Annotated in this window: 29 protein-coding genes; 14 read left to right on the plus strand and 15 right to left on the minus strand. The window is 69.9% G+C overall.

Annotated elements, in window-relative coordinates; all coding sequences use genetic code 11:
- Positions 1 to 149: 149 nt before the first annotated feature.
- From UG56_RS17735 to UG56_RS17770, 8 genes are all read left to right on the plus strand, one after another.
- On the plus strand, positions 150 to 542 hold the full coding sequence (locus UG56_RS17735) for a pyridoxamine 5'-phosphate oxidase family protein (RefSeq protein WP_045549023.1): 393 nt from the start codon (positions 150 to 152) through the stop codon (positions 540 to 542).
- A 68-nt stretch (positions 543 to 610) separates the two neighbouring features.
- Positions 611 to 1,528: an ABC transporter ATP-binding protein gene (locus UG56_RS17740; protein WP_045549022.1), complete on the plus strand. Its 918-nt coding sequence runs from the start codon at positions 611 to 613 to the stop codon at positions 1,526 to 1,528.
- 2 nt (positions 1,529 to 1,530) lie between these two features.
- Positions 1,531 to 2,328, plus strand: coding sequence for an ABC transporter permease (locus tag UG56_RS17745; protein WP_045549021.1), 798 nt, complete (start codon positions 1,531 to 1,533; stop codon positions 2,326 to 2,328).
- Positions 2,329 to 2,342: 14 nt separating this feature from the next.
- On the plus strand, positions 2,343 to 3,506 hold the full coding sequence (locus tag UG56_RS17750) for a sensor histidine kinase (protein ID WP_045549020.1): 1,164 nt from the start codon (positions 2,343 to 2,345) through the stop codon (positions 3,504 to 3,506).
- Positions 3,503 to 4,111 (plus strand): response regulator transcription factor, encoded by a 609-nt coding sequence (locus UG56_RS17755; RefSeq protein WP_045549019.1) that lies wholly within the window; start codon positions 3,503 to 3,505, stop codon positions 4,109 to 4,111. Before UG56_RS17750 ends, UG56_RS17755 begins: the two co-directional genes overlap by 4 nt.
- 2 nt (positions 4,112 to 4,113) lie before the next feature.
- Positions 4,114 to 4,611 carry a flavodoxin family protein gene (locus UG56_RS17760; RefSeq protein WP_045549018.1) on the plus strand — a complete coding sequence of 166 codons (498 nt, stop codon included), beginning with the start codon at positions 4,114 to 4,116 and terminating at the stop codon, positions 4,609 to 4,611.
- Positions 4,612 to 4,682: 71 nt separating this feature from the next.
- Positions 4,683 to 5,492, plus strand: coding sequence for a septum formation family protein (locus tag UG56_RS17765; RefSeq protein WP_045549017.1), 810 nt, complete (start codon positions 4,683 to 4,685; stop codon positions 5,490 to 5,492).
- A gap of 2 nt (positions 5,493 to 5,494) precedes the next feature.
- On the plus strand, positions 5,495 to 6,313 hold the full coding sequence (locus UG56_RS17770) for a septum formation family protein (RefSeq protein ID WP_256206717.1): 819 nt from the start codon (positions 5,495 to 5,497) through the stop codon (positions 6,311 to 6,313).
- Positions 6,314 to 6,425: 112 nt separating this feature from the next.
- Here UG56_RS17770 and era read toward each other — a convergent pair whose 3' ends face one another.
- The gene (era, locus tag UG56_RS17775) at positions 6,426 to 7,364 is read right to left on the minus strand and encodes a GTPase Era (protein WP_045549016.1); all 939 of its coding nucleotides are present in this window, start codon (positions 7,362 to 7,364) and stop codon (positions 6,426 to 6,428) included.
- Positions 7,361 to 8,140 carry a siderophore-interacting protein gene (locus UG56_RS17780; RefSeq protein ID WP_045549015.1) on the minus strand — a complete coding sequence of 260 codons (780 nt, stop codon included), beginning with the start codon at positions 8,138 to 8,140 and terminating at the stop codon, positions 7,361 to 7,363. The genes era and UG56_RS17780 overlap by 4 nt, the downstream gene beginning before the upstream one ends.
- A gap of 135 nt (positions 8,141 to 8,275) precedes the next feature.
- Between UG56_RS17780 and UG56_RS17785 the strand changes: the two genes are divergently transcribed.
- Both UG56_RS17785 and UG56_RS17790 read left to right on the plus strand, forming a co-directional pair.
- Positions 8,276 to 8,809, plus strand: coding sequence for a pyridoxamine 5'-phosphate oxidase family protein (locus UG56_RS17785; protein WP_045549014.1), 534 nt, complete (start codon positions 8,276 to 8,278; stop codon positions 8,807 to 8,809).
- A 1-nt stretch (position 8,810) separates the two neighbouring features.
- Positions 8,811 to 9,152 carry a VOC family protein gene (locus UG56_RS17790; protein ID WP_045549013.1) on the plus strand — a complete coding sequence of 114 codons (342 nt, stop codon included), beginning with the start codon at positions 8,811 to 8,813 and terminating at the stop codon, positions 9,150 to 9,152.
- Positions 9,153 to 9,206: 54 nt separating this feature from the next.
- Here UG56_RS17790 and UG56_RS17795 read toward each other — a convergent pair whose 3' ends face one another.
- Together UG56_RS17795 and UG56_RS17800 are read right to left on the minus strand one after the other, a co-directional pair.
- Complete coding sequence (locus UG56_RS17795) at positions 9,207 to 10,511, minus strand: class I SAM-dependent methyltransferase (RefSeq protein WP_045549012.1); 1,305 nt, start codon at positions 10,509 to 10,511, stop codon at positions 9,207 to 9,209.
- Positions 10,508 to 11,899, minus strand: a complete 1,392-nt coding sequence (locus tag UG56_RS17800) for an FAD-binding oxidoreductase (protein ID WP_045549011.1) — start codon at positions 11,897 to 11,899, stop codon at positions 10,508 to 10,510. The genes UG56_RS17795 and UG56_RS17800 overlap by 4 nt, the downstream gene beginning before the upstream one ends.
- Before the next feature lie 122 nt (positions 11,900 to 12,021).
- Between UG56_RS17800 and UG56_RS17805 the strand changes: the two genes are divergently transcribed.
- Positions 12,022 to 12,315, plus strand: a complete 294-nt coding sequence (locus UG56_RS17805; protein ID WP_045549010.1) for a hypothetical protein — start codon at positions 12,022 to 12,024, stop codon at positions 12,313 to 12,315.
- A 2-nt stretch (positions 12,316 to 12,317) separates the two neighbouring features.
- Here UG56_RS17805 and UG56_RS17810 read toward each other — a convergent pair whose 3' ends face one another.
- Positions 12,318 to 13,181: an SGNH/GDSL hydrolase family protein gene (locus UG56_RS17810; RefSeq protein WP_052693572.1), complete on the minus strand. Its 864-nt coding sequence runs from the start codon at positions 13,179 to 13,181 to the stop codon at positions 12,318 to 12,320.
- Positions 13,182 to 13,344: 163 nt separating this feature from the next.
- Between UG56_RS17810 and UG56_RS17815 the strand changes: the two genes are divergently transcribed.
- On the plus strand, positions 13,345 to 14,586 hold the full coding sequence (locus tag UG56_RS17815) for a PucR family transcriptional regulator (protein WP_045549009.1): 1,242 nt from the start codon (positions 13,345 to 13,347) through the stop codon (positions 14,584 to 14,586).
- On the opposite strand, the gene UG56_RS17820 is transcribed toward UG56_RS17815, so the two are convergent.
- The 9 genes from UG56_RS17820 to hrcA all read right to left on the minus strand — a co-directional run bounded on the left by UG56_RS17820 (position 14,581) and on the right by hrcA (position 22,506).
- Complete coding sequence (locus tag UG56_RS17820) at positions 14,581 to 14,931, minus strand: cytidine deaminase (protein ID WP_045549008.1); 351 nt, start codon at positions 14,929 to 14,931, stop codon at positions 14,581 to 14,583. The two genes, UG56_RS17815 and UG56_RS17820, sit on opposite strands and share 6 nt — an antisense overlap.
- Positions 14,924 to 16,270: a hemolysin family protein gene (locus UG56_RS17825; protein WP_045549007.1), complete on the minus strand. Its 1,347-nt coding sequence runs from the start codon at positions 16,268 to 16,270 to the stop codon at positions 14,924 to 14,926. The genes UG56_RS17820 and UG56_RS17825 overlap by 8 nt, the downstream gene beginning before the upstream one ends.
- A gap of 18 nt (positions 16,271 to 16,288) precedes the next feature.
- Entirely contained in the window at positions 16,289 to 16,753 is a 465-nt protein-coding gene (ybeY, locus tag UG56_RS17830) for an rRNA maturation RNase YbeY (RefSeq protein ID WP_045549006.1), read from the minus strand.
- Positions 16,750 to 17,703 carry a PhoH family protein gene (locus UG56_RS17835; RefSeq protein ID WP_256206725.1) on the minus strand — a complete coding sequence of 318 codons (954 nt, stop codon included), beginning with the start codon at positions 17,701 to 17,703 and terminating at the stop codon, positions 16,750 to 16,752. Before UG56_RS17835 ends, ybeY begins: the two co-directional genes overlap by 4 nt.
- A gap of 202 nt (positions 17,704 to 17,905) precedes the next feature.
- A complete protein-coding gene (locus UG56_RS17840; protein WP_052693570.1) occupies positions 17,906 to 18,958 on the minus strand; it encodes a winged helix DNA-binding domain-containing protein in 1,053 nt (350 codons plus the stop codon).
- Positions 18,959 to 18,973: 15 nt separating this feature from the next.
- Positions 18,974 to 19,447 (minus strand): Gmad2 immunoglobulin-like domain-containing protein, encoded by a 474-nt coding sequence (locus tag UG56_RS17845; protein ID WP_045549004.1) that lies wholly within the window; start codon positions 19,445 to 19,447, stop codon positions 18,974 to 18,976.
- 59 nt (positions 19,448 to 19,506) lie between these two features.
- Entirely contained in the window at positions 19,507 to 20,250 is a 744-nt protein-coding gene (locus tag UG56_RS17850; protein ID WP_045549003.1) for a 16S rRNA (uracil(1498)-N(3))-methyltransferase, read from the minus strand.
- A gap of 17 nt (positions 20,251 to 20,267) precedes the next feature.
- Positions 20,268 to 21,443, minus strand: coding sequence for a molecular chaperone DnaJ (dnaJ, locus tag UG56_RS17855; protein ID WP_305728740.1), 1,176 nt, complete (start codon positions 21,441 to 21,443; stop codon positions 20,268 to 20,270).
- Between the two features lie 37 nt (positions 21,444 to 21,480).
- On the minus strand, positions 21,481 to 22,506 hold the full coding sequence (gene hrcA / locus UG56_RS17860) for a heat-inducible transcriptional repressor HrcA (protein WP_045549001.1): 1,026 nt from the start codon (positions 22,504 to 22,506) through the stop codon (positions 21,481 to 21,483).
- A 196-nt stretch (positions 22,507 to 22,702) separates the two neighbouring features.
- Between hrcA and UG56_RS17865 the strand changes: the two genes are divergently transcribed.
- Positions 22,703 to 22,975, plus strand: coding sequence for a hypothetical protein (locus UG56_RS17865; protein WP_045549000.1), 273 nt, complete (start codon positions 22,703 to 22,705; stop codon positions 22,973 to 22,975).
- A 19-nt stretch (positions 22,976 to 22,994) separates the two neighbouring features.
- Complete coding sequence (locus UG56_RS17870; RefSeq protein WP_045548999.1) at positions 22,995 to 23,843, plus strand: DUF3097 domain-containing protein; 849 nt, start codon at positions 22,995 to 22,997, stop codon at positions 23,841 to 23,843.
- A gap of 13 nt (positions 23,844 to 23,856) precedes the next feature.
- On the opposite strand, the gene UG56_RS17875 is transcribed toward UG56_RS17870, so the two are convergent.
- On the minus strand, positions 23,857 to 24,051 hold the full coding sequence (locus UG56_RS17875) for a PspC domain-containing protein (protein ID WP_045548998.1): 195 nt from the start codon (positions 24,049 to 24,051) through the stop codon (positions 23,857 to 23,859).
- Positions 24,052 to 24,064 lie beyond the last annotated feature (13 nt).

Below are 24,064 nucleotides of genomic sequence, written 5' to 3' on the forward strand. Positions count from 1 at the left end.
TTCTCAGACCCCGCTGCGGCAGCTAAGGAGGAGGCTGCGCATCATGACTCGGTAACAATAACAGAACAGAACTGGCAGACTGGCCGCGCAGGCGATTGATCCTCAAACACTGAGACACCGAAGTGTGACGACGAAGGGGAGGAACGGGCGTGGCCCAGTTGGAAGAGCTCACGGTCGAGGAGTCCTGGCGGCTCGCGGCAGACAGTCAGATCTCCCGGATCGGCTGGACCGGTCCGCACGGCCCGGTGGTGCTGCCGGTCAACCACGTCGTGCACGACGAGTCGGTCTGGATCCGCACCTCGGCCCACTCCTCGATGGCCGAGCAGGTCGACGAGAGCGCCGTGGCCCTGCTGGTCGACGACCTCGACCCCGACACCCATGTCGGCTGGTCGGTGCAGTTCAAGGGGCGCGCCGAGATCCTCTACCGCGAGGACCAGATCCCGGAGGTCGTCAAGGACCTGCACTCCTGGCCGGCCGGTCCTCGCCCGCTGTGGGTGCGCCTGCACCCCAAGGAGGTCACCGGCCGCCGGCTGGTCGCCTGACATTTGTCACCTCACGGTCGTGAGGAAGGGCCGAGGCGTCGCGGCTGATCCCGGGCCACGCTGGTGGCATGAGCGTTGCCACACCGATCCGCACCACGTCCGCCGTGCGCCTCGACTCCGTCACCAAGCACTTCGGTGACGTCGAGGCGGTCCGCGGCGTCGACCTCGACCTCGACCAGGGGGAGGTGGTGGCGTTCCTCGGGCCGAACGGAGCCGGGAAGACCACCACGATCGACATGATCCTCGGCCTCACCCGTCCCACGTCCGGCACCGTGCAGGTGCTCGGTCGCAGCCCGCGCGACGCCGTCGCCCACGGCCTCGTCTCCGCGGTGATGCAAACCGGCGGACTCCTCAAGGACATGACGGTGCGCGAGACCGTGGAGTACACCGCGAGCCTCTTCGCCGACACCATGCCGGTCGAGGAGGCGCTGCGCGGCGCCGGCATCTCGGAGATCGCCGGCCGCAGGGTCGGCAAGTGCTCCGGCGGTGAGCAGCAGCGGCTCCGCTTCGCGATGGCCCTGCTCCCCGACCCCGCGCTGCTGCTCCTGGACGAGCCGACCACCGGCATGGACGTCGAGGGGCGGCGTACGTTCTGGAACGCGATCCGTGCGGACGCCGAGCGCGGACGGACGGTCATGTTCGCCACCCACTATCTCGAGGAGGCCGACCAGTACGCCGACCGGATCGTGCTCATCGCCAAGGGCCGCATCGTGGCCGACGGCACCGGGTCGGAGATCCGCGCCCTCGCCGTCGGCCGCACCGTGCGCGCCACGATCGACGGGTTCACCGCCGAGGCCGAGGCGCGCCTGCGCGCCCTCGGCGGGATCGACGGCCTCGACGTCCGCGGCGAGCAGGTCGTCGTCCACACCAAGGAGAGCGACGCCGTCGCCCGCTTCCTGCTGACCGAGACCGCCGCCCGCGACCTCGAGATCACGTCCAAGAACCTCGAGGAAGCCTTCCTCAGCCTGACCGGAGACGACCAGTGAGCATGACCTCGACGAACCCCGCCGCCCCCGCCCCGGTGGCCGCCCGCCGCACCCCTCCGCTGGGCGGCTTCAACCTCACGCTGCTGAAGATCGAGCTGCGACGCCTGCTGCGCAACCGGCGCACGGTGATCTTCACCCTGATCCTCCCGGCCGGTCTGGCCCTCGCCTTCGGTGGGCAGTCGGGCTGGCAGCAGCCGGCCGGCGAAGGGAACGTCGGGGCGTACATCCTGATCTCGATGGCCATGTACGGTGCCGCGCTGACCGCGGCGAGCGTCGGCTCGACGGTGGCGCTGGAGCGCTCGGTCGGCTGGTCGCGACAGCTGCGGCTCACGCCGCTGAACCCGGTGGCGTACATCCTGACCAAGGCGGTCGTCGCGCTCTCCATGGGCGCGCTCGCGATCCTGACCGTCAACCTGATCGGCATGCTGCAGGGGAAGGCCGAGATGCCGGTCTCGGTGTGGGTCACGGCCATGGTGGTCACCCTGTTCTGCACCCTCACCTTCGCCGCGCTCGGCGTCTTCGTCGGCTACGTCGTCCCCGGCGAGAACGCGATGCAGATCCTCGGGCCGGGCCTGGCGCTGCTCTCCTTCCTGGGCGGACTCTTCATCCCGCTGTCGCAATATGCCGACGTGGTGCGGCACATCGCCTACTGGACCCCGATGTACGGCGTCGCCGAGGTCACCCGTGCGCCGCTGACGCACGACCTGCCCTGGTACGCCGTCGTCAACGCGGTCGCCTGGTTCCTGATCTTCATCGCCGGCGCCGCCTGGCGGATGAGCAAGGACACGGCGCGGGTCTGACTAACGTGTCCTCCATGAGCATCGACCAGGGGCCGCAGCTGGCCACCGCGAACAGGCGGTGGACCCTCTTCGGCCCCTGGTTCGCCTTCATCTGGCTCTTCTTCCTGCTCACCCCGCTCCACGTCGGCTGGCAGGCTCGCGACACCGCCGCGGGCGTGATCGGCATCGTCGCGACCCTCACCTTCGCGGTCGCCTACATGCTGATCTGGGTACGCGCGCGCAGCATGCTCCGGCTCGTCGAAGAGCCACCGCTGCGCTTCGTGGCGCCCTACCTCGCCCTGCTCGGCCTGCTCGCCGCGGTCATGATCGCCACCCTCGGTGAGGGCGGTGTCGCCGGCCTGGTCTACCTCGCGGTCGCCTGCGTGATGACGCTGTCGGCCCCGGCGGTCTACGTCGCGATCGCCTGCCTCGCGGTCGGCGTCGGGCTCACCGGACTGGTTCCGGGGTGGGACTCGCAGATCGGCACCGCGTTCGCGGTCTGCGCCGCATCGGCGGCGATGCTCGGCGTACGGTCGGTGATGCGGCGCAACGTCGCCCTCATCGGCGCCCAGCACGAGAACACCCGGCTGGCGCTGGCCGACGAACGCAACCGGTTCGCCCGCGACCTGCACGACATCCTCGGCCACTCCCTCACCGTCATCACGGTCAAGGCCGAGCTGGCCCAGCGCCTGGTCGACGTCGCGCCGGACCGGGCCAAGCAGGAGCTCGCCGACCTGGAGCGGCTCTCCCGTGACGCGCTCGCCGACGTACGCCGCGCGGTCGAGGGCTACCGCGAGCTGACCCTGCCGGGCGAGCTCGCCCGTGCCCGGGCGGCGCTGGAGGCCGCCGGCATCGACCCGGTGCTTCCGCAGTCGACCGACGAGGTGCCGTCCGGGCTGCGTGAGCTCTTCGCCTGGACCATCCGGGAGGGCGTCACCAACGTGATCCGGCACTCCGGTGCCCACCGCTGCGAGATCGTGCTCACCGCGACGTCGGTGACCGTCCGCGACGACGGCCAGGCGGCCGGCGGGACCACCGCCGGGACCACCGCCGGGTCCGGTCTGACCGGCCTGCGCGAGCGCGCCGCGGCCATGGGCGCGGTGCTGACCACCCGCACGGGCTCCGGCTTCGAGCTGGTCATGTCCGCGGACCTGGCCACCACCACCGCCGCCACCGCCGACACGGAGGTCCTCTCGTGACGATCAGGCTGCTCCTCGCCGACGACCAGGCGCTCGTCCGCGGAGCCCTCTCGGCCCTCCTCGGCCTCGAGCCCGACCTCGAGGTCGTCGCGGAGGTCGGCAGCGGGTCCGAGGTCGTGCCGGCCGTGCTGGAGCACCGTCCCGACGTGGCGCTGCTCGATGTGGAGATGCCCGGCCTCGACGGCATCTCCGCGACCGCCGAGGTGCGTCGTACGACGCCGGCGACACGGGTGCTGATCGTGACCACCTTCGGCCGTCCCGGCTATCTGCGCCGGGCGCTGCAGGCCGGTGCCTCCGGCTTCGTCGTCAAGGACACCCCGGCCGCACAGCTCGCCGACGCCGTACGCCGGGTGCACCAGGGGCTGCGCGTCGTCGATCCCCAGCTCGCCACCGACTCCCTCGTCGCCGGCGAGTCGCCGTTGAGCCAGCGCGAGACCGAGGTGCTCCGTGCCGCGCGCGACGGCTCGCCCGTCGCCGCGATCGCCGCCCGGCTCGTCCTCTCCGAGGGCACCGTGCGCAACCATCTCTCCGCCGCGATCGGCAAGACCGGCGCCGCCAACCGCACCGAGGCCGTGCTGACGGCCGACAACAATGGTTGGCTGTGACCATGGCCAGGCTGCTGATCGTCCACCACTCCCCGACCCGCTCCTTGCAGCGGCTGACCGATGCGGTGGTCTCCGGTGCCGGGGATCCTGAGATCGAGGGTGTCGAGGTCGTCGTCCGCCCCGCCCTGGAGGCGAGTGCCGAGGACGTCCTGGCCGCCGACGGCTACGTCCTCGGCACGAGCGCCAACTTCGGCTACATGTCGGGTGCGCTGAAGCACTTCTTCGACTCGACCTTCCTGGCGGTGGGCGGCGCGCTCGACCCGTCCGGCGGTGCCGGCCCCGAAGGCTCAGCGGCCGGCGCGACCGCCAAGCGCCCCTACGGCCTCTACGTCCACGGCCGCTACGACACCACCGGCGCGATCCGCTCGGTGCAGTCCATCGTCGGCGCGCTGGGGTGGGCCCAGGCCTACGACATCCTCGACGTGCTGGGAGACGTCGAGGACGCGCATGTCGAGGCGGCGTACGAGCTGGGAGCCACGCTCGCGGCCGTCCTCGCCTGATCTGTGCTTTCGGCCCGCTCATGGATGCGCCAGTAGAGTCGACCCCCGTGATCGGCCCTACCCCCAGACGTATGACGTCGTTGTCCTTCGTGATCGTGGTGCTCGCCGCTCTCGCGCTCAGCGGGTGCGGCAGTGATCGTGAGGCTGCCAAGGGCGAGGACCCGAAGCAGGTGGACTCGACCGCGCTGCCCGAGGTCGGCAAGTGCCGCAACCTCTCCCACGAGGACGTCGCCGAGGCCTACAACTTCGGCAAGTACGTCCCCTGCGACGAGCCGCACAACGCCGAGACCTTCGGCGCCGGACCGCTCCCCGACGAGTTCAAGGACGCCGAGTACGGCGACGAGAAGGTCAACGAGTGGGCCTTCAGCCAGTGCCGCAAGCTGCTGGAGAAGTACGTCGGCTCCGACCAGAGCCTGCTGATGCGCTCGATGCTCTCCCACGTCTACTTCGGGCCCTCGGAGAAGGCCTGGGACGAGGGCGCGCGCTGGATCCGCTGCGACGTGGTCGGCGGCGGTCAGCAGGGCGCGGAGTACGTCGACCTGCCGACCACCACCCGCAACCTGCTCAAGGTCAAGAAGGTCGAGGACATCGAGGACCGCTGGATGGTGTGCGCGTCGGGCAAGACCGTCGCCTCCCCGAAGGTCCCCTGCTCCGAGCCGCACCAGATGCGTGCCGTGACGACCATCAAGCTGGGCGAGGACAAGACCAAGTTCCTCGGCGTCGCGGAGTCCAAGAAGAAGGCCCTGCAGTACTGCAAGGGCTCGGTCCAGGCCTGGTTGGGTTACCCGGAAAGCTTCGACTACGGGTACACATGGTTCGGAGAGAAGGAGTGGAACGCCGGCAACCGCTGGGCGGTCTGCTGGGCGGTGACCGAGGAGTGAGCATGGTGTCGAACAAGCTGTGGGGGGCTGTTGTCGTCGTCGGAGCCATGGCCCTCGCGGGCTGTGGTGGGGGCGAGCCCGAGTCCGCGCCGTCGCCGTCCTCGGCGCCTCCCTCCCCCTCCGCCTCGCCGGCCCCCTCCCCCAAGGAGGGCACCTGCTACAACCTCACCTACGACGAGGCCCTGGCCCCGACGGCCGGCGGCAAGGCGGTGACCTGCAAGGGCAAGCACACCACCCAGACGTACGCCGTGGGCCGGCTGAGGAACGTCGTCGACGGCCACCTCCTCGCCGTCGACTCCGAGCAGGTCGCGGCGCAGGTCGCGGAGGCGTGCCCCAACAAGGTCACCCGGTATCTCGGCGGCAACGCCGACGACCTGCGGCTCTCGATGCTGCGCCCGGTCTGGTTCACGCCCACGATCAAGGAGTCCGAGGCCGGCGCCAACTGGTTCCGCTGCGACGTCATCGGCATCGCCGGCCCGAAGGCCCTGATGACGCTCAAGGGCAACATGAAGGGCGTCCTGGGCAGCTCCCGGACCGCCGAGCCGTTCCGGATGTGCGGCACCGACTCACCGAAGTCCAACGCCTTCAAGCGCGTCCCGTGCTCCCTCAAGCACAGCTGGCGGGCGCTGTCGGTCATCGACCTCGGCTCCGGCAAGTACCCCGGCGAGTCGAAGGTCAACAACGCCGGCGCCGAGGACTGCAAGGCCGCTGCCGCCGAGGTCGCCGACGACCCGCTCAAGTACGAGTGGTCATGGGAGTTCCCCAGCGCTGAGCAGTGGCAGAACGGGCAGTCGTACGGGATCTGCTGGGCGCCGAGTTGATCGGGCCGTTGGAATACCCGGTCAACCGGGTATTCCTGCACTTCTCAGGCATTGCAACACCCGAGAAGTGCAGGAAACACCTGAGCGCTGTGACAGGTGAGACCCCTGGGGATCAGAAGCCCAGCTTGCGCAGCTGACGCGGGTCCCGCTGCCAGTCCTTGGCGATCTTGACGTGCAGGTCGAGGTAGACCGGCATGCCGAGCAGCTCCTTGATCTGCAGGCGGGCGCGCTGGCCGACGTCCTTGAGCCGTGAGCCCTTGTGGCCGATCACGATGCCCTTCTGGGAGTCGCGCTCGACGTAGAGGAAGGCGTGGATGTCCATCAGCGGCTTGTTCTCCGGGCGGTCCTCGCGCAGCCGCATCTCCTCGACGACGACGGCGATGGAGTGCGGGAGCTCGTCGCGTACGCCCTCGAGGGCTGCCTCGCGGATGAGCTCGGCGACGATGATCTCCTCGGGAGAGTCGGTGAGCTCGCCGTCCGGGTAGAGCGGCGGGCCCTCGGGGAGGAGCTTGATGAGGAGCTCGGCGAGTAGGTCGACCTGGTCGCCGGCCACGCTCGAGACGGGCACGATCTCGGCCCACTCGATGCCGAGGTCCTGGCCCAGGGCCTGGATCGACATCAGGTGCTCGCCGATCTGCTCGGGGGTGGCGAGGTCGGTCTTGGTGGCGACCGCGACCCGCTTGATGCCCTTCTTGAGCTTGTTGGCGTTCTCCGCGATCCGGCGGTCACCGGGGCCGATCTTCTCGTTGCACGGGAAGCAGATCGCGACCACGTCGACCTCGGTCCAGGTGGCCTCGACCAGGTCGTTGAGCCGCTCACCGAGCAGGGTGCGCGGCCGGTGGATGCCGGGGGTGTCGACCAGGATCAGCTGACCGTCGGGGCGGTGGACGATGCCCTTGACCACGGTGCGGGTGGTCTGCGGCTTGTCGGAGGTGATCGCCACCTTGGTGCCGACCAGCGCGTTGGTCAGGGTCGACTTGCCCGCGTTGGGACGTCCCACGAACGACACGAAGCCGCTCCGGAAAGCTGGCTGGATCTCCGGCTCGGTCACTGCTGCTCCTGCTGCTCGTCGTATCGCTGCCAGATCTGCTCGTCGGTGAGCCCCTGGGCCTTGCCCTCGCGCCAGACCGGTCCGGGATCGACCGCGCGCGGCTGCCGCTTCTGGCCGCCGCCGCGCCAGTAGCCCATCACGTCGTAGGCGTGGGAGTCGAGCTTCCGCTCGCGCATCAGATGCTTGCGGATCGCCCGCATCTGCGACGACTCCCCGGCCATCCAGAAGTAGCCGTCGCCGGCAGGCCACTCGATCTTCTCCACGGCCGCGGCCAGGTCTGAGGAGGTCTCCGAGGGCGGCGTGGACCAGGTCACCTCGGCGGTGTCGGGAAGGTAGCCGGGCAGGTCGTCGGGGGTCTCGGCCCAGATCCGCGTCGGCAGCGTCGTGGTCTCGGCGATGCGTGCCATGGCCGGCATCGCGGTCAGATCGCCGACCAGCAGCAGCCACTGCGCGCCGTCGGGTGCGGCGTAGGAGCCCTTGGGCTCGGTGATCGTGACCGTCTGACCCACCGGGTCGAGGCGGGTGGCCCACTCCGTCACCAGGCCGACGTCGTGGACGACGACATCGAGGGTCAGCTCACCATCCTGCCAGGAACGCACGGTGTAGTAGCGCGACTGGAACTGCCCCGGCACGATCAGCCCGACCCACTCGTCGGGGATCCCGGTCGACTCGAACCCGGCCAGGCCGGGACCGCCGAGCACCAGACGGACCAGGTGGGGCGTGATCTGCTCGCGCCGCAGCACCTCCGCGGCGTACTGCTGGGCCTTGACACTCATCGGATCAAGGTTATCCGCGCCGGGCTCCCCTGCCCGCATCAGCGCACAGTCGTTCCACCGTCGATCGTTGTCGATATGGGCGTGACTCGTTCGTGGAGCAGGTGAATAGTCCTGTCCAGTCGAAGGAGACAGCTCATGGAGACCTACAACCTTGCCGAGATGTACGACGCTCCGCCGATGTCCTGGGAGGAGGTGACCAGGCGGCTGGAGGCCGGGTTCGACCAGGGCCCCGGGTCGCAGGAGGGCGAGCCCGGGCGCTACACGACCTGGGTCAGCACGATCAACGCCGACGGCGGCCCGCACGTGAACGCAGTCGGCGCGATCTGGTTCGACGGCGCCTTCCACCTCGTCACCGGGCCGAGGACCCGCCGCGGCCGCAACCTGGCGCGCGACCCGCGCTGTGCCGTCTCGTTGTCGGTGCGCGAGTTCGACCTGGTCGTCGAGGGCAGCGCCACCCGCGTGCTGGGCGAAGAGCTCGCCCGGGTGGCGAAGCGCTACCACGACGAGGGCTGGCCGGCCGAGGTCGACGGGTCCGGCGACGCGCTGACCGCACCCTTCAACGCCCAGAGCGCCGGCCCCGCGCCCTGGCACGTGCACCGCCTCGAGGCCACCTCGGCGCACGCGGTCCAGTGCGTCGAGCCGTACGCCGCGACCCGGTGGAGGTTCTGACGTGGTCGACCTCTTCGCGGGCATCCCGGTGACGAGCATCGCCGCCGCCGTGCCGTGGTACGAGAAGCTGCTCGGTGAGGCCGCGTTCCACCCGAACGAGGTCGAGGTCGTCTTCGAGGCGGCCGAGCACCGCTACGTCTACATCGAGCAGAAGCCGGAGATCGCCGGCCACGGGTTCCTCACCCTCTTCGTCGACGACCTCGACACCCGCCTCGCCACGATCGCCGACCGGGGGCTGCGACCGGCCTCGGAGGAGACGTACGAGAACGGGGTGCGCAAGGCCGTCTTCCGCGACCTCGACGGCAACGAGATCGGCCTCGGCGGCGGCCCCGCCGACGCGTGAAGATGCGGCGGAGCGGGGCTGGAGCGGCACGCCGCTCCAGCCCCGCTCACCTCCTCAGAAGGTGTGCCGCAGCGGGTAGCCGGAGACCCCGTCGACGGTCTTGGTGGCGAGCACGTGGTGGAGCTGGATGTTGTTGCGCTCGAAGCCGATCCGGGAGCCGGCCATGTAGACCCCCCAGACCTTCGCGGTGCCGAGGCCGACCTCGTCGACGCAGGCGTCCCAGTTGTCGCGGAGGTTGTCGTTCCACGCGGTGAGGGTCTTGGCGTAGTGGACCCGGATGTTCTCGTGGTGCTGCACCTCGAGGCCGGTGTTCTCGACCGCGGAGACGATCGTGCCCGAGCCGATCAGCTCGCCGTCGGGGAAGACGTAGCGGTCGATGAACGCCCCCGCGTTCGCCTTCGAGACGTTGTCGGGACGGGTGATGCAGTGGTTGAGCAGCCGACCCCCGTCGCGCAGCTTGTCCTTGATGAACCCGAAGTAGGACGGGTAGTTCGCCACCCCGATGTGCTCGGTGAGCCCGATGGAGCTGACCGCGTCGAAGTCCCCCTCGACCACGTCGCGGTAGTCGGAGAAGCGCACCTCGGCGACGTCGTCGAGACGATCGGTCTTGATCGCCGCCTGGGCCCAGTTGGCCTGCTCGCGCGACAGGGTGACGCCGAGCGCCTTGACCCCGTAGTGCTTGGCGGCGTGGCGCACCATCCCGCCCCAGCCGCAGCCGATGTCGAGCAGCCGCATCCCGGGCTCGAGCCCGAGCTTGCGGCAGATCAGGTCGTACTTGGCCGCCTGCGCCTCCTCGAGGGTGGCCTCCTCGGTCGGGTAGAGGGCACAGGTGTAGGTCATCGACGGACCCAGGACGTACTCGTAGAAGGTGTTGGAGACGTCGTAGTGGTGGTGGATCGCGTCGGCGTCGCGCTCCGGCGAGTGGCGCGTCCACGGCAGCGCGCCGATCGCGAGGCCGGAGAGGTGGCGTACGTTCTCGGCCCGCTGACGCCACGCCGGCAGGTGCTCCTGCGGCGGCGGCTTGGGCGGGACGAAGTTCTTCACCCCGAGAGCGCGCACCATGTCGATCGTCTCGCGCGGGCTGGGCCGCTTGAAGTCGGTCTTGTCCAGGATCAGGTTCAGGAGCGGGTAGGGGTCGCCCGGGTGGATGCCGTGGAGGGCCATGTCGCCGCTGACGTAGGCGCGGGCCAGGCCGAGGTCGCCCGGCGCGGTCAGCAGGAACGCGAGGCCGCGCGGGTTGAGGATCTCCATCCCGTAGTCGGAGTCCTGGTCACCGGCCACGCTGCCGTCGTACGCGGTGAGCTTGATCGGCAGCCCACCGTCGAAGAGTTCGTTGATGGTCGCTGCAATATGAGTCACAGTCTCTTCACCGCCTTGCTGTACAGATCGGTCAACCGGTTGCCGGGGTCATACCTCGCCTTCACGGCAGCGAGGTTGTCCCCGTCGTAGAGAGCGTCGAAGACATCCTTGTCATAGAACGCCTCGGAGTAGAGCGATTTATGCCCGCCGAGCTCGTGGACCCGGGTCTCGATCGCGCGGTTCTTGGGAGCGTTGACCGCGCTCGGGCCGACATGGACCGTGCCCCAGAAGCCGACGTTGACGTACGTCCGGCCAGCCTCGAGCGGGTAGGTCGGCCACTTCCCCCCCGTGCTGGTCCCGTGGGAGACCAGCGGGCACAGCCACACCGGCCGCATCCCGATCTCGGCGTCGAACCACTCCAGGAAGGCCGGCAGGTTCTCCACCGGGACCTCGATGTCCTGGATCACCCGCTCCCGGAGCAGCCGCCCCGCACGCGCGTCGAGCTTGTCGGCGATGCCGAACCTCCGGTCCAGGCCGACGAGCTTCATGTAGACGTCGGAGCGGCGCAGCCGGCGAGGCCAGACGCGGCGCAGGTACTTGTTCTGCGCACCGAAGGCACCCGAGCACCAGAACCAGTCGGTGTCCCAGCGCCACAGGTAGTCGTACATCGTCAGCAGATCGACTCCGCCGTTTTCCTGGGCGAGCTGCTGGATCGAGCGGTAGTAGATCTGCTGGCCGGTGTAGTCGGACGGGGTCTGCGTCGCGCTCTCGGTCCAGGTCGCGAGGGTCAGGTAGTACTCCCCCGGCTCGAAGGCGACGCCGTCGAGCCCGTCGACCCGCTCCCCCTCGTACGTCCTGGTCTCGGTGATCTGGGCGATCGTCTTGGCGAGCAGGCCGAGGTCGTCGAAGCGTACGTGCCGCAGCGCGACGTGTCCCGGCACCTTCTCCAGCTTGATCTTGAGCCGGGTGGCGTAGCCGAGGGACCCGTAGGAGTTGGGGAAGGTGTCGAAGAGATCGTCGCCGGGCCTCGTCGTGACGATCTCGCCGGCCCCGGTGAGGATGTCCATCTCGAGCACCGACTCGTGCGGCATCCCGTTGCGGAACGAGGTGGCCTCGATGCCCATCCCGGTCACGGCGCCACCGAGCGTGATCGTGCGCAGCTGCGGGACGACGTACGGGATCATCCCGTAGGTCAGGGTGACGTCGACGAGGTCCTCGTAGGTGCACATCCCCTGGACGTCGGCGGTGCCCGCGGCGGCATCGACCTCGATCACGCCGCCGAGACCGGAGACGTCGAGGCCCGGCGCGCCGGACGCGGCCCGGGCCCGGAAGAGGTTGGTGGTGCGCTTCGCCAGCCTGACAGGAGCCCCCTCCGGAATTGCTGCGTAGGAGGTCGTCAGCCGCTCGACGGCTTCGTTGTGTCGTTCCCAGCCAGTCTCACCCGTCACTCGACGCACTTTACTCCCGCGTTCGGATCTCGGGTTTCGATTTCTCGGTTAGTTCGCTTACAGTCGCCAAGCGTCGACTGCTCCCGTCGGCTCCCCCATCTCGTGCACCCTGGAGGGTCATCATGTCCAGTGCTGCCCATCGTGACGCTGTGTCGACGCTCGCCGAGAAGGCAACCCCCTACTTCACCGAGAACCAGGTCAAGTGGCGCAACAAGTCCGTGTCCCAGGCCCGGCTCGCCCTGGCGATCGACCAGATCGTCGTGCACATGCGCGAGAAGGGCGTGGACATGGCCACCATGAACGGCCTGACCGCCTACCGTGACGAGGACGGCATCCACGTCACGATCGAGCTCGGCACCCTGCCCCTCCTCGCCGAGTCCGGCGGCGGGACGGGCGGGCACCGAGCCGCTCGCTAGACCTACCCGCCGATCGCCGAGGCGACGACGGCTCCGGCGGCATCCATGCCGCTCTGGTTCGGGTGGTACGGCGCCGCGACGCTGGTCGGGACGAGGCCCTCGACCCACTTGCTCGCGTAGGGCGCGCAGACGCCGTGACCGGTGCTCGGCGTGGCGATGTCGATGTAGGTCGCGCCGCTCTCCGCCGCGGCCTGCCGGATCATCGCGTTGGTCCGGTCGAAGATGGACTGCAGCCACTCGGCGTCGACGGCCCAGATCGGGTCGGTCGGATAGCAGCCGGTCTCGTCCCAGTAGCGCAGGTAGCCGACGAGGTGGACCGAGGCCCCGGGCGCCTTGGCGTGGATCCGGTTGACCGCGTCGACGATCTTCGGCCGGACCGCGGCCAGCTGGGAGTCGGTGGTGTCCCCGCCCGCCGTCATCCACGACTTGCAGGAGACTCCGTACGGCTCGGGCAGCGGCTGCGTGCAGCCGACCACGGTGCCGCCCATGTTGATGTCGTTGGCGCCGATGGCGACCGTGACGATGTCGGTGTCGGCGGTGACCGCGTCGAGCTGCGGGGCGATGTAGCCGAACCGCTTCCCGGTCAGGTCGGCGGTGGTGGCCCCCGAGCAGGTGACGTCGGTCAGCTGTGCGCCGAGCGCCCGGGCGGCGACGGCCGGCCAGTTCGAGCTGGAGCGCAGGCAGTCCAGGCTGTTCTGTGTCCCCACCAGCGGTCCCGCGGCCGAGGAGTCACCGAGGGCGACCATCGTCAGCGAGCCGGCGGCCGAGGCCGGCGCCGCGCCTCCCGGCCCAGGACCGATGCCCACCATCACCATCGCCGCGCCGGCTCCCAGCAGGGCCGCACCACGCCGTACGTACCGTCTCATCGCTACCTCCCAGATCGTCGTCACGGCCGATGGGCCGTCCCCACGATGCTCGGGCACCCGGCCCGCGCTGGGCGCTGGGAGCGGAGCCAGACTTTCGCGACGATGACTGTGACAGATCACAACGCATGGGGAGGCGGCGGTCGGCGTCTGCCACGATGGGCTTGTGACAGGTCCCAGCAGCTGGCTCATCGGCGGCCACGAGATCACCCAGATCCTCTCGACCCGGATCCCCGACCTCACCGACGAGGTCCTCGGTGTCCTCACCGCGGAGCTGCCCGTCTACGCCCGCCTCCCGGCCGACCTGCTCAACGGGGACGTACGCAGGGTGGTCGCGCGTGCCATCCGGCTCTTCGTGACGGCCCTCGACACCGAGGGGCGGCCTGACGACGCGGCCCTGGCGGACCTGGCCGAGTCGGCCGCGCGTCGTGCCGAGGAAGGGGTCCCGTTCGAGATGGTGGTCGCGGCCTACCACCGAGGAGCTCGGGTGTGCGCGGACACGGCCCTGGCCGGCGCTGGGCCCGAGGACGTCGAAGCGGTCCGGGCCGTCCTCCGCACGACGATGAGCTTCCTCGAGCACGTCGCGGTCGCGGTGGCGAGCGGCTATGCCCAGCACAGCAGGACCGCGCTGGCCGAGCAGGCGGCCTCGCGGACGCTCCTGGTCAACACCCTGGTCGAGGGTGGCGACATCCACGAGGCGGCCGGCCGTGCCGGGGTGCCGCTGCCGGCGTCCTATCTGGTCGCCACGTTGGCGGCCGGCGCCCACCCCGACGAGTCCGACCCGGACACCGACCCGCTCGTGGCAGCGCGCTGGAAGCTGCGCCGCATCCACGAGGAGCTGAGCAGGCACTACAGCGAGGCGGTGCTCTGGATCCCGGCGACCGACGGCGGTCAGGCGCTGATCCCGCTCCCGACGGCGGCCGAGGAGAGCTCGTCGGCAGGCATCGCGCGACTGGAACGGATCCTGGCCGACGTACGCCGGGCCGCCGGGGCGGAGCTCCACGTCGGTGTCACCGTCGCGACACCGTCCGGGGTGCCCGAGGCGGCACGTCTCTCGCGCGAGGTGCTCGAGGTGGCCCTGCTGATGGGCAGGCCGCCCGGTCTCTACCGCCTGGCCGACGTGGTGCTCGAGCACCAGCTCTCACGAGCCGGCGCCGGCCGGGACCTGCTCGCGACGATGCTCGATCCCCTCGACGGCCACGAGGGCCTCGGCGAGACCTTGCAGGTCTTCCTCGCGAGCGGCCTCAACCGCCGCCGGACCGCCTCGACGCTGCACGTCCATCCCAACACCGTCGACAACCGGATCCGGCGGGTGAGCGAGCTGACCGGGCTCGACGCGACCCGCGCCGCGGACCTGCCGCTGCTGCACGCGGCGCTCACCGCGCGCCGCACCGCCTCGAACCTATGAACGCACGGAGCCGACCAGCGTGCCGCGCGGGTCGCCGAGAAGGACCGGGACGTCCTCGCCGGCGAACTCCTTGACGGCCGCCAGGTCGTCGGCGGAGGGCGCGTCGGAGTCACCGAGCACGACGACCGCCTCGAGGCCCTTGGAGCCCGACGCCACCGCCATCGCCACGCAGACACCGATCGCCGAGATCCGGAGCGAGGGCAGGTCGACGGTGGCGGCTGCGTAGGTGCGACCGTCGAGGTCGCGTACGGCTGCTCCTTCGGCCGCACCCGTGCGGGCACGGGTCGCGCGGGCCAGGGTCACCAGCTTGCGGTCTTCCGCCGACAGCTCATTCTGCTCAGGCATGGGCCTCTTTCGTCCTGTCCGTCTTCACGCGATCGGTCTTCTCGCTCTGCTCGTCCTCGTCGGCCTCGGTCTCGGCCGGCACGACGACGCTGATGCGTACGGTACCGATCTTGTTCCGCCGGCCCGCAGCCTCCTCGGCCTCGAAGCGGAGCCCGTGGGCCTCGACCTCGGAGCCGGGGATCGGCACGAGGCCGAGATGCTTGGCCATCAGACCGCGTACGGAGTCGACGTCGTCCTCCTCCACAGGAAAGCCGATGAGCTCCTCGAGGTCGCTGACCAGGAAGCGGGAGGGCACCCGCCAGGAGCCGTCGCCGAGGTGGAGCGGCTCGCGGTCCTCCACGTCGTACTCGTCGGTGATCTCGCCGACGATCTCCTCGAGGATGTCCTCGATGGTGATCAGGCCGGCGGTGCCGCCGTATTCGTCGACGACGACCGCGATGTGCTGCCGGTGCTGCTGCATCTCGGTGAGCAGCTCGTCGACCGGCTTGGAGTCGGGCACCCAGGTCGGCTTGCGCATCAGCGACTCGACCCGCTGGGTGGTCTCCACCTCCGGCGCCTCGAAGTCACGGGCGACGACGTCCTTGAGGTAGACCATCCCGATGATGTCGTCGAGGCTCTCGTCGATCACCGGCATCCGGGAGTAGCCAGAGCGCAGGAACAGGGACAGCGCCTGGCGCAGCGTCTTGCGGCGCTCGAGGAAGACGATGTCGCCGCGAGGCACCATCACCTCGCGGGCGCGGGTCTCACCGAGCTCGAAGACCGAGTGGATCATCCTCCGCTCCTCGGCCTCGATGAGGTCGGTGGCCTCGGCGATGTCGACCAGCTCGCGCAGCTCGGTCTCCGTCGAGAACGGGCCCTTGCGGAAGCCCTTGCCGGGGGTGAGCGCGTTGCCGAGCATGATCAGCAGGCTCGGCAGCGGGCCGAGGACCGCGGTGATCACGCCGATCGGGCCGGCGACCGCCAGGGCGATGCCCTCGTGGTGCTGGCGCCCCAGCGTGCGCGGACCGACGCCGATGACGACGAAGGAGACCACGGTCATCGTCGCGGTCGTGGTCAGCACGGTCGGCCACCAGCGCCCCTGATAGGTGTCGTACGCCCAGAGCGCGGCGAGCACGGTGGCACCGATCTCGCACAGCAGCCGGAGCAGCAGCACCGTGTTGACGTAGCGGGCGGGGTCGCCGACCACCGCCACCAGGCGCTTGGCGCCGGCGCGGCCTTCGGAGACGAGCTCCGCGGCCCGAGCACGGGAGAAGGCGCTGAGCGCCGCGTCGGCGGCGGAGAAAATGCCGGCGATCAGGACCAGAACTGCGGCTGCGATCAGCAGCCTCGCATCGTCCATGGGTGTTGGTTCGTGCTCCTACTCGGGTGGTGTCGCCGTCGAGCCCCAGGCCTTGAGCAGCTTGGCCTGCAGCCCGAACATCTCGGCGTGCTCATCGGGGTCCACGTGGTCGTAGCCGAGCAGGTGGAGGATGCCGTGGGTGGTCAGCAGCTCGATCTCCGCCACGGTGCCGTGGCCGGCTGCCTCTCCCTGCTTGGCCGCGATCGTCGGGGCGATGATGATATCGCCCAGGTCGCCCTCCTCCGGCTCCTCGTCGAGGCGGCCGGGAAGGAGCTCGTCGCCGGGGAAGGAGAGCACGTCTGTCGGGCCCTCGGTGTCGAAGTAGCGCTCGTTGAGCTCGGTGATCGTCGCCTCGTCGCCGAACTTGATCCGCAGGTCGGCCTGCGGGTGCACCCGTAGCTGCTCGAGCAGGAAGCGAGCGAGCTTGGCGACGTGCTCGACGTCGATCTCCTGCTCGGACTCGTTGATGATCTCCGTGCTCATGCGCGCGTCTCCCCGGAGACTCGCTCGCGCTGGGCCTGGCTCTGGATGTCGTGCTCCTCGTAGGCGGCGACGATCTTGGCGACCAGTCGGTGGCGTACGACGTCGTGGCTGGTCAGGTTGTTGAAGCTGATGTCCTTGACGTCGTCGAGGATGCCCTCGACGACCCGCAGCCCCGACCTCTGCCCCGAGGGCAGGTCGGTCTGGGTGACGTCACCGGTGACCACGATCTTGGAGCCGAAGCCGAGCCGGGTCAGGAACATCTTCATCTGCTCGGGCGTGGTGTTCTGCGCCTCGTCGAGGATGATGAAGGAGTCGTTGAGGCTGCGGCCACGGAGGAAGGCGAGCGGGGCCACCTCGATGGTCCCCGACGCCATCAGCTTGGGGATCATCTCCGGGTCCATCATGTCGTGCAGCGCGTCGTAGAGCGGGCGCAGGTAGGGGTCGATCTTCTCGGTCAGGGTGCCGGGCAGGAAGCCGAGCTTCTCGCCGGCCTCGACCGCGGGACGGCTCAGGATGATCCGGTTGACCTGCTTGGACTGCAGCGCCTGGACCGCCTTGGCGACCGCGAGATAGGTCTTGCCGGTGCCTGCCGGGCCGATGCCGAAGGTGATCGTGTGCTTGTCGATCGCGTCGACGTAGCGCTTCTGGTTCAGCGTCTTGGGACGGATGCTGCGGCCGCGGTTGGAGAGGATGTTGAGGCTCAGCACGTCGGCCGGCTTCTCGGTGGTGTCGGCCCGCAGCATGCTGATCACACGCTCGACGGTCTCCCCGCTCACGCCCTGACCGGTGCGGATGATCTGGACCAGCTCCTCCAGGACCCGCTCGATCATCGCGATCTCGCTCGGGGCGCCGTGGAGGGTGATCCGGTTGCCGCGCACGTGCACGTCGGCGTCGAAGTGGGCCTCGATGATCCCGAGGTGCTCATCGGCCGGGCCGAGGACGGTCACCATGTCGACGCTGTTCGGCACGACCACTGTGTGTTTGGTCGAAGCGGAGCCCGAGACCACGTGCTGGGTCGTAGCGGTGTCGGTAGGGAGCGGACTTGGTTCTCGATCGGTCATGGATGCCCGGGGTGGGCCCTTTCTCGTCGCGGCGCTGGTGATGTCCATGGTACGCGGGCGCTCCGCCCCGCTCCTACTGGATAGTTGCGGCTCAGCTCGCGAGCAGCGATTCGACCCGGGAGGTCTCCTCGGCGAGCTCGTCGCGCTCGTCAGCGGTGAGGTCGCGGAGCAGCTTGACGACCTCGACCTTGCCGTCGACCGGCTTCCAGAGGCCGACCAGGTGGCCACCGGCGATGATGACCGAGCCGCCGCCCCCGACGGCCCACTCCTTGCGGGTGCCCTTGGCGGTGATCCGTTCCCGGTTGGCGTGGGAGAGCCAGACGTTGTCGAACTTTCCCAGCAGCCGCACCGGCGCGTGCTCCTCGCCGGTGGCCAGGGGTGCGTCCGGGACGTCGTAGAGGGTCTTGCCGGCCTCGTCGCGATAGGTCACCAGCCCCTCGATCCGCTTCACCACCGGGCCCAGCCGGGTCAACGACGACCAGGCGGTGATGTCGGCGGCGGTCGCCGGCCCGAAGGCGAGCAGGTAGCGGCGTACGATCTCGGGCGCCAGGTCCGGGACGACGTCGTCGGCGGCCACCGGCGGCACTCCCGTCCAGCGCGGCAGCAGGTCGTAGACGAGCCCGCCCGAGCCCTTCCACAGGCCCCGCGGCGGCAGCTGGACCAGCGGCAGCTCGTTGCGTGCCCGCAGCCCGAGCGCCTTGGCCGGGATGCCGGGGAAGTGCTCGACCAGGCCTGCCTCCAAGGCGGCGTTGGGCAGTGCGCCGAGAGCGAGTACGTCCTCGACGGCCGCCGCGAAGCCCTCCAGCTGCGCCGCCGGGCGGACGATCTCGATCCGCTGGGTGTAGAAGTCGTGGACCGGCTGGGTCCAGGCCCTGATCAGCGCGGCGTCGGCGGCGGTGTGCAGGTGGATCGTGGAGCGCAGCGAGGAGAGCCGGACCAGCGCGCTCGACTCCAGCTGGGCGCTCAGCGCGTAGGGGTCGAACGACTCCAGACGCGCGGCCAGCGCGAGGAACGGCGACAGCTGCTCCTGCGCCTGCAGGCCGACCAGGTGCTCGATCATCTGGGCCGGGGTGATCGAGGTCCGCGACAGCAGGTGCTGGCGGAGCAGGAGGGTCCGGTTGAGCTGCCGTTCGGTGAGGATCACGGTAGCGATGATGTCCTACTCGACGCTGATGTGGGCGCCGACCTCCTCGGCAGGCTTCCCCTCGCCGTCGGAGGGGTCGTCGGTGCGGGCGATGAAGAGGTAGGTCCCGGGATCGAGCTCGGAGACGTCGACCGTCGTCGTCCACGGGTAGAGCTTGTCCATCCAGCCCTCGGCGGTCGCGTGACCCTCGAGGACCGTCTCCCCGTTGGCGTCGCGGACCTCCCACGGCACGTTGGCCTCGGGAGAGTTGGCCTTGCCGGAGGCCTCGAAGCTGTCCGAAACCGTCGCGCCCTCGGCGGGCGCCGCCAGGGTGATCAGCTCGGCGGTGCGCGGCGGCGTCGAGGACTGCTCGGACGGCTGCTCGGACGGCTGGGCCGAGGTCGCCGGGTCCTCGGCGACGGCATCCTCGTCGCCACACCCGGCGGCCAGCACGCCGCAGAGCGCGAGAGCGATGACGAGACCCGCCGGACGAGTACGTGTGCTGCTCATGTCTCCATACTCACCCGCCTCCCCCGAACGGGAAACGCACCACGCCGGGCAGTCGGAGGTCAGTCCCAGCGACGCGTGCGGGCCAGCAGCGCGGCGCAGGCGGCGACGCCGGCCGTCGAGGTGCGCAGGACCTCGCCACCGAGACGGATGGTGGTGGCACCAGCCTTCTCGAAGAGGGCGATCTCGTCGGCGGTCAGGCCGCCCTCGGGGCCGACCACGACGAGGATCGTGCCCTCGTCGATGACGGGGACGGCGCCGAGCGGGAGGGTGCCCTCCTCGTGGAGCACGACGGCGACGTCGGCATCCTCGATCATCGCCACGACGGCGTCGGTGGTGGCCAGTGGCTCGACCTCGGGGTGCCACAGCCGGCGAGACTGCTTGGCGGCCTCACGGGCGGTGGCCCGCCAGCGGGCGAGCGACTTGACCGCGCGCTCGCCCTTCCAGACGGCGACCGAGCGGGCCGCCGCCCAGGGGACGATCCGGGCGGCGCCGATCTCGGTGAGCATCTCGACGGCGAGCTCGCCGCGGTCGCCCTTGGGCAGCGCCTGGACGACCGTCAGCGAGGGCTCGGGCGGTGCGTCGCCGAGGATGATCCCGTCGACGCGTACGGTCATCGACTTCTTGGTGGTCTGCGTGATCGTGCCGGTGACGCCCTCACCGGCGCCGTCGGTGAGCACGACCTCCTCGCCGACCCGGAGGCGGCGTACGACGACCGCGTGATGGCCCTCGTCACCGCTCACCTCGATCGCGTCGCCGACACGGGTGCCGGCGAGCGACTCGACGAGGTGGACCGGAAGGGTCATGACTCAGTATGCCTGTCTCAGTGCCCGTTGAGGGTGTCCTTGAACCAGGAGAAGACGCCGCCCTTGTGGGCCGCCTTCAGCTGGCCCTGGACGGACTCCTCACCGCGCATCTCGGCGAGCTGGCGCAGCAGCGCCTCCTGCTCGAGGTCGAGCTTGGTGGGGGTCTCCACGTTGATGGTGACGATCAGGTCGCCGCGACCGCCCCGCAGCCCGGGCACGCCGCGGCCACGCAGCACGTGGTCGGTGCCGGACTGGGTGCCGGGCTTGAGGTCGATCTGGATCGAGGCGTCCTCGGGGTCGATCTGGTCGGCACCGTCGCCGGCGAGGTCGGCCTCCAGCGTCGGCAGGTTGAGCGTGGTGCCGAGCGCGGCCGCGGTCATCGGCACCTTCGCGGTGCAGTGCAGGTCGTTGCCGCGGCGGGTGAAGGTGGGGTGCTTGGCGACGTGGATCTCGACGTAGAGGTCGCCCGCGGGGCCGCCGCCGGGACCGATCTCGCCCTGCTCGGCGAGCTGCACCCGGGTGCCGTCGTCGACGCCCGGCGGGATCTTCACGGTCAGCGTGCGGTGGGAGCGCACCCGGCCCTCGCCGCCGCAGTCGCGGCACGGGTCGGGGATCACGGTGCCGAAGCCGTTGCAGGCCGAGCACGGGCGCAGCGTGCGGATCTCGCCCAGGAAGGAGCGCTGCACGACCGCGACCTCGCCCTGCCCGTGGCAGGTCTCGCACGGGATCGGGTGGGAGCCTTCCGCGGCCCCCTCGCCACCACAGGTGTCGCAGACGACCGCGGTGTCGACCTTGAGGTCGCGGGTGACGCCGAAGGCGGCCTCGGCCAGGTCGATGTCGAGCCGGATGAGGGCGTCCTGCCCGCGGCGTACGCGGGGACGGGGGCCGCGCCCGGCGCCTCCCGTGCCGGCACCGGCGCCGCCGAAGAAGGCGTCCATGATGTCGGTGAACGAGAAGCCCGCACCCTGCGCGCCGAAGCCGCCGCCGAACGGGTCACCGCCGCGGTCGTAGGCAGCCCGCTTCTGCGGGTCGCTCAGCACCTCGTACGCGTGGGAGATCTCCTTGAACTTCTCCTGCGACTCGGCGTCGGGGTTGACGTCAGGGTGGTACTGGCGCGCCAGCTTCCGGTACGCCTTCTTGATGGTTGCGTCGTCGGCGTCCTTGTCGACACCGAGGAGCTCATAGGGGTCCAACGTCGGTCTTCCTGCCATCGGAGTTCGTCGTTCTCTCTTACGCCTCGTCGAGGATCCGGGAGAGGTAGCGCGCCACCGCGCGCACCGCCGCCATGGATCCGGGGTAGTCCATCCGGGTCGGCCCGACCACGCCCAGCGTGGCCAGCGCCTCGTCACCAGGTCCGTAGCCGGTCGCCACCACGCTGGTCTGCGACAGCTCCTGGTAGGGGCCCTCGGCACCGATCCGCACCGTGACCAGTCCGCCCGCCGTCGCCTCGCCCATCAGCTTGAGCAGGACGACGTGCTCCTCGAGGGCCTCGAGGAGCGGGCGTACGGCGGTGTCGAAACTGTCTCCGAAACGGGCCAGGTTGCTGGTCCCGCCGATGGAGATCCGCTCGTCGGAGCGGTGGTCGCTCATCGCCTCGATCAGGGCCTCGGCGACGCTGGTCGCGAGGTCGTCCTTCGAGTCGTCGGTCTCGGGGTGGGCGATCGCGCGAAGCGCCTGACAGGCCTCGCCGATGATGACACCGTCGACGGCGGCGTTGACCTGCTGCCGCAGCCCGGCGAGGGTCTCCTCGGAGACCTCCTCGGTCACCTCGAGCAGCCGCTGCTCGACGCGACCGGTGCTGAGGATGAGCACCAGGAGGAGCCTGGTCGGGGCCAGGGAGACCAGCTCGACGTGGCGGACCGTCGAGCGGCTCAGCGTCGGGTACTGCACCACCGCGACCTGCCGGGTCAGCTGGGAGAGCAGCCGGGTCGAGCGGCTGACCACGTCGTCGAGGTCGACCGCGCCGTCGAGGAATCCGGCGATCGCCCGCTTCTCCGCCGCCGTCATCGGCTTGACCGTGGTCAGCCGGTCGACGAAGAGTCGGTAGCCCTTGTCGGTGGGCACCCGTCCGGCGCTGGTGTGGGGGGCGGTGATGTAGCCCTCCTCCTCCAGCGCGGCCATGTCGTTGCGTACCGTCGCAGGCGAGACGCCGAGGCCGTGACGCTCCACGAGCGCCTTGGAACCCACCGGCTCCTCGGTCTTCACGTAGTCCTCGACGATCGCCCGGAGGACGGAGAGCCTGCGTTCGTTCTGCATCTGCGCTCCTATCGCCCTGGCTGCCTGGCACTCATTCCGTGCGAGTGCCAATCCTACCGGTTTGCGTCACAGGAACCAGTTTCCGGTGGCCGCTCCGTTCTGTGGCACGGATTACTTCTCTCGCCATCGAGATAGGCTTAGGTTAGGCTGACCTTAGAGTCACTGCTTCACCGATTCCGCCCCACTGGAGAGTCCCATGATCGCCGACGATCTGCTGGTCCGCATCGCGACCCACGCCAACGACGAGCACCAGGCCGACCTGTGCCGCTCGCTCTCCGCACGGCTCGGGCTCCGGCCGCGTCACATCGTGGGCGTACGCCTCTCCCACCTCACCGAGGAGAGCGTCGACGTCTCCTGGATCACCCTCGACGGCGGCCACCATGTGACCTTCCGGTTCCCGGAGACCGCGGCGACGCCGGACGAGGTTCTCGAGCAGCTCGGGCGCGTGCTCACCGGTTCTCGCTGCTGAACCTTGTAGCGTTCTCCGGATGAGCGATCGCTACGGCTCCGACGTCCTGGCCGGCGACTGGAAGAAGCCCAAGCACGGGCGTGCCGTCGAGACTCCCGCCGAGCTGGGCGCGGTGGTGGAGGAGGTCGAGACCGACTTCGTCGGCGAGATCGTGCGGATCGACCGCGACCTGCACACGCTGACCCTGGAGGACCGGCACGGCAAGCGGCGTACGTTCCCGCTCGGGCCGGGCTTCTGGCTCGAGGGCAAGCCGGTCATCCTCACTCCCCCGGTGACCCGCGCGGCTCCTGCTGCGCCGACCCGGACGGCCTCCGGCTCGGTGGCCGTATCCGACGTCAAGGCACGGGTGGCGCGGGAGTCGCGGATCTTCGTCGAGGGGCGTCACGACGCCGAGCTGGTCGAGAAGATCTGGGGCGACGACCTGCGGATCGAAGGCGTGGTCGTCGAATACCTGGGCGGTGTCGACGACCTCGCCGACCACCTGGTCTCCTTCCGGCCCAGCCGCGAGCGGCGGGTCGGGGTGCTCGTCGACCACCTGGTCAAGGGGTCGAAGGAGGCCCGGATCGCGGAGTCGATCCGGCGCTCCGCGGTCGGCCAGCACGTGCTGATCGTCGGCCACCCGTTCATCGACGTGTGGCAGGCGGTCAAGCCGGCCCGGCTCGGGTTGGAATCGTGGCCTTCCGTGCCACGCTCGGTGGAGTGGAAGAAGGGCATCTGCCAGCACCTCGGCTGGCCCCATCGCGACCAGGCCGACATCGCCCGCGCCTGGAAGACGATCCTGGGACGGGTCAACTCGTTCGGCGACCTCGAGCCCGCGCTGCTCGGGCGGGTCGAGGAGCTGATCGACTTCGTGACCGAGCCGGTCTGAGGTCTGTTGTCGGTCAGTAGGACGCCTTCTTGGGCATGATGATCCACAGCACGATGTAGACGATGAACTGCGGTCCGGGAAGCAGGCAGGACAGGACGAAGGCGAGCCGGATCAGGTTCGAGTTGATGCCGAACCGCTGGCCGAGACCGCCGCAGACGCCGGCGATCCATTTGTCGTTGCTGGGACGGGAAAGGGTTGTGGTAGCCATGACTCCACTCTCC

Origin of the sequence: Nocardioides luteus (assembly GCF_000960475.2) — a bacterium.
Classification (GTDB): Bacteria; Actinomycetota; Actinomycetes; order Propionibacteriales; family Nocardioidaceae; genus Nocardioides; species Nocardioides luteus_A.